This window comes from uncultured Cohaesibacter sp., from assembly GCF_963556055.3.
Lineage (GTDB): Bacteria > Pseudomonadota > Alphaproteobacteria > Rhizobiales > Cohaesibacteraceae > Cohaesibacter.
On the sequence record NZ_CAUVYE020000023.1, the window covers coordinates 190,767 to 200,165 of the forward strand.

Annotated in this window: 8 protein-coding genes; 3 read left to right on the forward strand and 5 right to left on the reverse strand. The window is 53.0% G+C overall.

Features of this window, described 5'->3' with window-relative positions:
• Window positions 1-108: 108 nt before the first annotated feature.
• Window positions 109-2,055: a GNAT family N-acetyltransferase gene (locus ACHZB8_RS16305; RefSeq protein ID WP_316861859.1), complete on the reverse strand. Its 1,947-nt coding sequence runs from the start codon at window positions 2,053-2,055 to the stop codon at window positions 109-111.
• Window positions 2,056-2,495: 440 nt separating this feature from the next.
• On the opposite strand from ACHZB8_RS16305, the gene ACHZB8_RS16310 reads away from it, so the two are divergent.
• The 3 genes from ACHZB8_RS16310 (at window position 2,496) to ACHZB8_RS16320 (ending at window position 5,718) form a co-directional block, all read left to right on the forward strand.
• Window positions 2,496-2,972: a MarR family transcriptional regulator gene (locus tag ACHZB8_RS16310; RefSeq protein ID WP_316861860.1), complete on the forward strand. Its 477-nt coding sequence runs from the start codon at window positions 2,496-2,498 to the stop codon at window positions 2,970-2,972.
• Window positions 2,969-4,111 (forward strand): HlyD family secretion protein, encoded by a 1,143-nt coding sequence (locus ACHZB8_RS16315; protein WP_316861862.1) that lies wholly within the window; start codon window positions 2,969-2,971, stop codon window positions 4,109-4,111. The genes ACHZB8_RS16310 and ACHZB8_RS16315 overlap by 4 nt, the downstream gene beginning before the upstream one ends.
• 83 nt (window positions 4,112-4,194) lie before the next feature.
• The gene (locus ACHZB8_RS16320) at window positions 4,195-5,718 is read left to right on the forward strand and encodes a DHA2 family efflux MFS transporter permease subunit (RefSeq protein WP_316861864.1); all 1,524 of its coding nucleotides are present in this window, start codon (window positions 4,195-4,197) and stop codon (window positions 5,716-5,718) included.
• Between the two features lie 113 nt (window positions 5,719-5,831).
• On the opposite strand, the gene ACHZB8_RS16325 is transcribed toward ACHZB8_RS16320, so the two are convergent.
• From ACHZB8_RS16325 to ACHZB8_RS16340, 4 genes are all read right to left on the reverse strand, one after another.
• The gene (locus ACHZB8_RS16325) at window positions 5,832-7,169 is read right to left on the reverse strand and encodes an adenylosuccinate lyase family protein (protein WP_316861866.1); all 1,338 of its coding nucleotides are present in this window, start codon (window positions 7,167-7,169) and stop codon (window positions 5,832-5,834) included.
• An 11-nt stretch (window positions 7,170-7,180) separates the two neighbouring features.
• A complete protein-coding gene (locus ACHZB8_RS16330) occupies window positions 7,181-8,149 on the reverse strand; it encodes a TAXI family TRAP transporter solute-binding subunit (protein ID WP_316861867.1) in 969 nt (322 codons plus the stop codon).
• Between the two features lie 47 nt (window positions 8,150-8,196).
• The gene (locus tag ACHZB8_RS16335; RefSeq protein WP_316861868.1) at window positions 8,197-8,838 is read right to left on the reverse strand and encodes a TRAP transporter large permease subunit; all 642 of its coding nucleotides are present in this window, start codon (window positions 8,836-8,838) and stop codon (window positions 8,197-8,199) included.
• Window positions 8,771-9,399: TRAP transporter large permease subunit (locus tag ACHZB8_RS16340; RefSeq protein WP_316861869.1), on the reverse strand; the 629-nt coding region annotated here is incomplete at its 5' end. The genes ACHZB8_RS16340 and ACHZB8_RS16335, both read right to left, overlap by 68 nt.

Below are 9,399 nucleotides of genomic sequence, written 5' to 3' on the forward strand. Positions count from 1 at the left end.
TCAGAGAGTTTCCTCGATGGCAAAAAACAAAAGCGCCACGGCAATGCCGGCGGCGCTTTTGTTGTTATGAATGAAGCAACTTCATGCCAGACACAGGCATTCCGCATGCTAGCCGTTTGCCCTGCCAATCCGACTGACGAGCACAGCCATGATGCGTTCGTAAAGGGCGGAGCCAAGAACCGCATCCTCGATGCCAAAGTCAATGCTGGGATTGTCGTTAACCTCGATAATGCTGGGGCCGGACGGGGTCAGTTTCAGATCCACACCATAGAGGCCATTACCGATCAACTGCGTGCTCTTGAGCGCACAATTGATAACTTCGGCAGGGACCTTCTCTACAGGAACCGTTTCATGATCCCCCTCGCTTACGGAGCCATCATTTTCATATTCATAGATTTTCCAAGCACCGCTGACCATGTAGTATTTACATGCGAAAATGGCTTCACCATCGAGGATGCCAATGCGCCAGTCATAATCGGTCGGCATATATTCCTGCATCATCAAGAGATCGGTCTTCTTGAAGAGCTGGGAACTGATCGCGCTGAACTCTTCCGAATTCTCAACCTTGAAAACGCCCTTTGAAAAGCAGCCATCCGGAATCTTCATGATACCGGGAAACTCCAGCGAACCGATCATCTGCTTGGCGCGTTTCTTGTCAAAGATCACGGTTCTGGGCGTCGGAATACGGTTTGTCTTCAGAAGCTCCGCCAAATAGATCTTGTTGGTGCAGCGCAGGATCGAATCAGGATCATCAATGACCGGCATCCCCTCCTGCAACGCCCGTTTGGCAAAGCGATAGGTGTGATGATCGAGCGCCGTCGTTTCGCGAATGAAAAGCGCATCAAATTCCAACAGACGCCGATAGTCCTTGGCAGTTATGAAATCTGCTCTTGCGCCAACCGCAATGGCAGCATCAGCAAATGCAGCCAAAGCCTTGGCATCACTGGGAGCGCTTTCCTCATTCGGATTTGCCAGAATGGCGATGATAGCAGACGGGGCCTTTTTCATGGCCGGCTTTGCCAGGCTTCCCTTCAGAAAGGCCTTGAGCGCTGTATTAAATTTGACCTTGTCGTCAGCTGACAGCTTATGGATCGACACAGCTTCAATATCCGCAATGCTGCCCGAGCCATCCCGCTTGAGCAGAATGCGAATGATTGGACAACGGAACAGATCGAATGCCTGTCTGGCGATCTTGCGAAAAAGAGGATTTTCGGTGCGTCCGAAATGAATGTCGATATGATCTGGAAGGATATTTGTCTCCAGATCGTTCAACATGGTTTGCAATGTCAGTGTCGCCCGTTTGTGAATACGTTTCCAGTTGATGTCGAGCAACGCATCGGCTTCGGGCAGACATCTCTCCTTGCGCGCATTGGCAAGCAGCGAGCAATAATAGCCAAGAGACATCGGCTCGTAAGAGCGTGCCAGATTGATAATGCGTCGACCTGAAACGCCATATTCGAGCGCCAGATAGTCACGCACTGTCATCACCCGGCAGCCTTGAGGAACCATCTCCAGGTCAGAAAGACGATCAACAATAATGATCGGCAACCGACTGCGATTTGCAGGAGCAGTTCCCTCGAGAATATTATCCAGATGCCGCACCATCCGAATACCGTCGGCACCATCTTCATAAAATCCGGGCAGTTCCGCATCAATACTGTAGCCGCGGCGGGTATAGATCTCACGGGCGCGAGCATTCTCGATGCGCACTTCCAGCGAAAGCACCCCGCGTCCAGTCTCCCGGGCGATGGCCTCCGCCCCGGCCAAAAGCTCGGTGCCAATCCCCTTGCCCTGTTCTCCGGGCAATACAGCCAGAGAATAGAGTCGGGCGACATCTGAACCACTGCGCAGAAGAACGACGACATACCCCAGAATCAAGTCCTCATCATTGACCGCAAGGATCAATCGCGACGTGTCATTCCGGATGAAGGAACGGAAGGACCGGGCGCTGATGACGTCGCTGGTAAAGCAGGTATTTTCAAGCACGACAAGCTGATCGAGATCTTCGATCTTGGCAGTGCGAAGCATGACGCTTTGAGGGTTGGAGATAGACACTGATAAGCTCCCAGAATTGAGAGAAATAAATCTCGTATCCGCGTGTTACAACAGGATGCCGAGCTATAACTTACAAGCCAGACGCTGCATAGGAAAAAAACAGGTTTTCAGCTGCTAAGTATCCGCGGATTCCCGCATCTGTCTATGTTAGCTCAATAATTCAATCGTGCCAAGGGACTAGCTCCAGGGGAGGCCAGGTCCTCGACGACCTATCCAATCACTCCATGATCCTCGCGAACACCACCTGCCCCCTTTCAAGATCTGATTTTCAGATGGTCAAAGCAAGTTAGATCACGTTCGCTTCAATCGGCCTCACACCGGTGAAAGTCCGATGCAATTTACCATTGGGAAACATTGTTGAAACTTCTTGACGACATTTCTTGAACTATTTAATAAGCGACCTTATTATAAGTGGACTTATTAATTTTTGAGCAGCACCAATGTCCGAAACCAACGACGACCTTCACTTGGGCTATTTGATTTACGAAGTCTCCAGGCTCATGCGCAGGCTCTATGAGCAAGAAGCAAAAAGTCTGAATCTCACAATGCAACAAGCGCGCGTTATCAGCTTCCTGAACAATCATCCCGGTGGCATCTCTCAGACGCAGATTGCAAACGCCTTCGATAGAGATCCGATGACCATGAGCGGAATACTTGATCGATTGCAGAAACGAGAACTCGTGAAACGTGTCGTTGACCCCTCTGATAGCCGGGCCAAGCTGGTCTTGCTTACAGAGGAGGGAGAATGTCTTTACAAGAAAGCAAAAGCTGTCGGCTCCGAAATTCGGGAGAAGCTTACAGACAGGGTTTTCGGTCGGCTCTCGAACAGTCAAAAAGATGCTTTAGTTGAAGGACTTGAAGCCATTCGGGACGAGTTGGGTGAGCTGTCCTATGGCCATAAGGAAGATGAAAAATGAGTGGCAATAGCCCAAATATGTCGAACGAAGACGATAATATGACGCAGGAGACTTCAGGGTCTCCAGTTCTTGTCAAGGCAGACAATGATGAAAATGCAGCAGCTGCCAAACCATCCCCCAAGAGAAATCCCTTTCGACTCATTCTGATGATGATCGTGCCACTGGCGCTATTGCTTGCTGGCGGTTGGGTCTGGCTCACTGGCGGACGTTTTGAAGAAACGGACAATGCTTATGCACAGCAGGCCGTTGTGTCCATTTCTGCCGACGTTTCGGGCAGAATTCTTTCAGTTGATGTTTCTGAAAACCAACCGGTAAAGGCAGGAGACACCCTTTTCTCATTGGATCCGGAGCCATTCGAGATTGCGATCGATCAGGCCCAGGCCTCCCTGAACAAGGTTCGCCTCGATGTCGAGCAATTGAAAGTCAACCATCTGACCGCAATCACATCCCTTGAGACCGCACGTTCGGCTTTGAATATCCAGCAAGAGCTTTACAACCGCAAAGAAATTCTGGCTGAGAAAGGTGTCAGCTCCAGCAGCAGTCTGGATGAGCTGAAATTATCGCTGGTTCAGGCCAAGAGCGCAGTCACAAGCGCCGAGAAGCAGGTTGAAAATGCTCTGGCTGCTTTGGGTGGCCAAGCGAATATCGAAACCGATGCGCATCCGCTGGTTCGTGCCGCCCTTGCCAATCTGAGACTTGCAAAACGCAATCTGGAGAAATCGATTGTCAAGGCACCTGCGGATGGGATTGTCAGCCAGATTGACAACATCAACACCGGGCAATATGTGGCCGCTGGCAGCGAAATGGCCATGCTATTCGAAGTCAGTGACAGTTGGGTCGACGCCAACTTCAAGGAAACCCAACTCGAAAACATTCGCATCGGCATGCCTGTCGAAGTCATTTTCGACGCCTATCCCAAAAAGTCCTTCAAAGGCAAGATCGCAAGCATAAGCTCCGGTACAGGAGCAGAATTTTCTCTCATCCCTGCCCAGAACGCGACCGGCAACTGGGTCAAGGTTGTTCAACGTGTTCCCATTCGCATCGAGTTTGAGTCAAGCGAAAGCACAGACCTGATCCGGGCTGGATTGAGTGCCGCTGTCAGCGTGGATACCGGCAGTTCCACTTGGGATCGCCTGTAGTAGAAACAACCCAGAAAAAAAGAACAAGTGAAGTAGCAAGAGGCGCGGACGCATTCGGCATCCGGCCTCTCCGAGAAGACAATATGGCAAAAAATATAGGTGAATCAGCCCCCGCCGTCGTGGTCAAGAACAAGGGGTTGCTGACGGTGGCTGTCATGCTTGCCACCATAATGCAGGTGCTCGATACAACGATCGCAAACGTTGCATTGCCCCACATGTCTGCGTCTCTGGGAGCCGCGCAACATGAGATTACCTGGGTATTGACTTCCTATATCGTCGCATCGGCCATTGCCACGCCCATCACGGGCTGGATGAGTGACCGTATCGGCCAGAAGACCCTGTTCCTTGGTGCCATTGCGGGCTTCACGCTTGCTTCCGCACTCTGTGGCATGGCGACCAGCATAGGTGAAATGGTTGCCTTTCGAATCCTGCAAGGCCTGTGCGGGGCCATGATCGCTCCGCTTGCACAAACGATCATTCTGAACATCAACCCCAAGGAACGCGTGGCTCAGGCCATGGCAATTTACGGCGTAGGTGTGATGGTAGCCCCGATTGTTGGCCCCACATTGGGAGGATGGTTAACTGAAAGCGTTAACTGGCGCTGGGTTTTTCTGGTCAATATTCCGGTTGGGATTCTATGTCTGACGCTTTTGACAATCTACATGCCCAACAGTGAAGTCAGAAATCGCCGCTTCGACTTCTTCGGCTTCGCCATGTTGGCTTTGGGCATCGGGGCATTGCAATTGATGCTTGACCGTGGCTCCGACAACAACTGGTTCCAATCAACTGAAACATGGATCGAACTTGCCTTGGTCATTGCAGGTTTGTGGGTCTATTTGATCCACTCGCTGACGGCGCAGACACCTTTTGTCGATCTGCGCATCTTCAAGGATCGAAACTTTGCACTGGCCTCGATTTTCATGTTCCTGATCGGCATGACGATGTTCTCGGGACTGGCTCTGCTGCCACCGTTGTTACAGAACTATCTTGGCTATTCGGTAATAGCGACCGGAGAGTTAATGGCTCCGCGTGGCGTGACATCCATGATATCCATGATGATCATCGGCAAGTTCGGGGACCGGATCGACAACCGCATCATGATGGTGTTTGGCGCCGTGATAATGACCCTCGCCCTTTACATGATGACCGGATTCAACCTTCAAATGGATTCACGTTTGATCATTGTCACGGGGGCTTTGCAGGGATTCGGCATGGGATTCATTTTCGTCCCGCTTTCCGCATTGGCCTTTTCCACCTTGTCCACCAGACTGAGAGGGGATGCCACATCCATGTATGCCCTTGTCAGGAACATGGGGCAAGGCATCGGGGTTTCGATGGTCTCGGCGGTTCTGGCCAATATGACGCAAGTCAACCACGCCGAATTGGCCGAGAGACTGACCAGCGCATCCAAGGCAGTTCAACGGACACTTCCCGGATTGATCGACGGTTCAGCCAGCGCGGTCTATTCGGCCAATTCGCTCGTAACCCAGCAGGCAGCCATTTTGAGTTTCATCGATGATTTCTGGCTTATGGCTGTGCTGAGCCTGGTATCCATTCCTCTTCTGTTGCTGTTGCGCAAGCCAAAAGCGAATGAAATGAGCGAGTAAAGCCGTTCACTCGGCAAACGGGCGAGCGTATTCGCCCGAAAGCCAGGACAGGCCTGGTACGGCCCCTGAAGCGATCAAGAGCCGTACTGCCATATCGAATTGTCAGGATGGCGTCAGTCTTGTGAAAGCTTCACTTTGTCGAGAACAGCCGTAATCATGTGGTCCGCACTGTCAATCGATCCCGTGGCCTCCAGAAGTGCCACAGGGAAGGTTATTCCGCTCTCTTCCTCCAGAACAAAGCCGATATCTTCACCGCTTGCCTCTATGCGTCGGGCCACCTTCTGCAAGATGTGATGCGCCTCCAATCGACCGAGTTGTCTGGACAGATACATCATGATCGCTTCGGAATGAATGAGCCCGTGGGTCAGAAACAGATTGTTCTTCATCTGGTCCACATTCACGCCCAGACCGGACAACAGATCACTGCTCAGGGATACAATACCGGCCAGATGCGCAACCGCTTCGCAAAGGACGACCCGCTCACGGTATCCATGTCCGATACCGCGTTCATATTCTTGCAGCATCGCATCGAGCAAGACACCGGGAACATGCTGGATTGAGCGGGCGGATTCAATGATCGCCTCGCAAATGACAGGATTGCGCTTCTGCGGCATCGTTGATGAACTGCCACGTCCATCGACCGCTGGTTCCAGAAGCTCTCTCACCTCAGTTGACATCATGAGAGCAATATCCATTGCCATCTTGCCAAAAGCTGCAGCCTGTATGGCAAGCGCTCCGGCCAACTGGGCCATCCGGTCTCGACTGACATGCCACGAGATTTCCGGGCAGGCCAACCCCAACCGCCTGGCAAGGGCACTTCGTACCGCTGGCCCGTCACCACCAAGGGAGGCAAGCGTGCCGACTGCCCCGCCAAACTGCAACACGGCAGCTTCGTGACGAGCGCGGCGAAGCATTTGCCCCGACCGCTCTATCTGATCAAGCCAGACAGCAACCTTGTAGCCGAATGAAAGTGGAACACCGTGCTGAATTTTGGTGCGCCCCGGCATCGGGGTTGCACGATATGTGTCTGCGAGGACTGTCATCATCTGCTTGACCGGTCCGAGATCGGCAAGGATCGCGTCCGTGGCTTCAACAAGTTGCAAAACCTGAGCGGTATCCATTGCATCCTGTGTGGTAGCACCATAATGCACCCACTGGCCGTGAACGCCGACTTTTTCACCCAGCTGAGCAACAAGGGAAACAATCGGATATCCGACCACTGCCGAACCCTGCCGCAAACTGTCAAGATCGATGGCCTCGATATGACAATGCCTGAGGATCGGCTCGACAGCTTCCTTGGGGATGACCCCCAGCGCTCCCTCCGCTTCTGCGAGCGCTGCTTCGAAGCGCAGATATGCATCGACCGTTCCCTCCTCGCTGAAAATCTGCAAGGAACGGCGATAACCTGTTGTTTTGGTTACAAGGCCTGGATCGGTCGATGCGAGGCTCATGGTCTTAATCCTCAAGGAGCAATGGCTTTGGGAATGTCGACGCCGATTTCCATGTAATAGCGTGCGGCACCCGGATGCAGGGGAATGAAGGTGTCCTTGACGATGTTTTCTGCAAGGCTCTGCTTGGCGGACGAATGTGTCGCCACCATTCGATCATTACCCTCAAGCACGGCCTTGGTAATTTCATAGGCCACATCATCGGACATGGAAGCATCCACGACAATGAAGTTCCACATGGCGAGAGTCCCGATATCTTCGGTCGGTGTCTTGTAGGTACCTTTGGGGATCGTGAAATTCACGGCATAGGGATTGGAGTCAAGAATGCCTTTAAGGGCTTTGTCCGACATGCCGAAGAACGTGACCGGCTGCGTGTTTTCCAGCTCGGAAAGCGCAGGATGTGGAATGCCACCGGCTGTCACAATGGCGTCGAGACGACCATCAGCCAACTGGCTGGCCTGATCTCCGATACCGCCATATTGAAGTCGGGCATTGATGTCGAGAGACTTGAGCCAGCGCGTCCAGAAGGTTCCGCCCGTACCAGCACGAGGCCCGGCACCAACCCGCTTGCCATCCAGTTGCTCCAGTGAATTGATGCCGTTGCTGGCCAGAGCGACCATCTGGAACGGAGTCGGATACATGGCGAACAGCACTCTCAGATCTTTGTATTCAACACCGGGAGCCAGTTCAAGTGTGCCATGCATGGCTTCATAGGCTGGCCCGGATGTGGTCATGCCGAGTTCCACCTGACCCGCCTTCAACAACACCAGATTCTGAGCAGGCCCCTGGGTTTGTCTGGTTGATGTGGCGATACCGACCTTGTCGGTCACAATCTGGGCGACACCCTCCCCATAGATCGCATAGACCCCACCGGGCGATGCGGTTGATATGGTCATCGACTTGGGGCGTTCCTGAGCCGCAAGTGGTAGGCTGAAGCAGAGTGTAAGCGCTGCCGCAGTGAAGCTTTTTAGGAAAATGGACATGAAATTCCTCCTCTTTCATAGGTCCCGTGAAATGATGAAAAGTTTGATCAGGCTGCAAATTCCGGCTGGCTTCCTCCCCGCCGCCGCGCCCAGATGAACAGCCCCAAAGCCAGAACACCACCGGCTATATCGGTTGAAGTGCTTGACCACAAAAGCAACAGGGCAGCAGCACCCGCAATCACCCGTTCAATCACACTGCAATCCCCGAACAGTTGCCCTTCCCCTGCAACAGCGATCAGGTAAACGGCAACAATCGCTGTAGCGAAGACAAACAGTGTCTCCATCCAGTTTCCCTGCAACAGGATTTCAGGGCTGGTATAGAACATGAAAGGAAGCACGAAGGCTGCAATCCCGAAACGCATGGCCCTAATGGACGTCGGCCAGGGTTTGCCACCGGCAATCGCGGCGCCGGCGAAAGCAGCGATGGCCACGGGTGGGGTGATTGCGGAAATAACAGCGCAGTAGAAAACGAACATATGTGCTGAAAGCGCCGAGATACCCATCTGCATCAGAGCGGGGGCAACAACCGCGGCAGCAATTGCATAGGCCGCAGTGGTTGGCATGCCCATGCCAAGAACGATGGAAATCATCATGGCGAGAAGGAAGGCAATGGCCTCGCTCTCACCCGCAGCAGACAAAAGTACCGATGAAAAGCGACCGCCAAGTCCGGTCAGTCCAAGCACACCCACAACAAATGCCCGCACAGGCCATGACGCTGATGAGCTGCAAGGATTTGCGCGAAGAATCGGCAAGTCCGATCCAGATCGTGTGCATCATCACGCGCATGACGGCTGGCACCTTATTGGCCTTGCCCTTCATGACTGCGAGTGCAGACATGAGCACGATACTTGAGACAAAGGCAATCGCTCCGGCATAATTCACCTGCATGCCCGAGAGCGGCAGAACGACAAACAGCACCAGCGGCAACGCAAGAACGACAGAAGGGAATTCGAGTTCTCGACAAAGAAGTACAAGCAATGCAGAGGCGAGTCCCCAGGTCCCCGCTGCGATGATCGAAAAGCCCGAAAGCAACAGATAAAGCAGAACGATCAACGGCAACAGCATGAATGCATCGCGACCGAGTTCCCTGAATTTGGGCAATTCCTCGCGGGGCACACCATTAAGACCAAGACGACGCGCCTGTAGATCAACTGTAAGATAGATCGCCAGATAGAAAAGCAGGCAAGGCAAAGCGGCAGCAACAACGATTTCCGAATAGGGAATGCCGGTGATTTCGGCCATGATGAAAG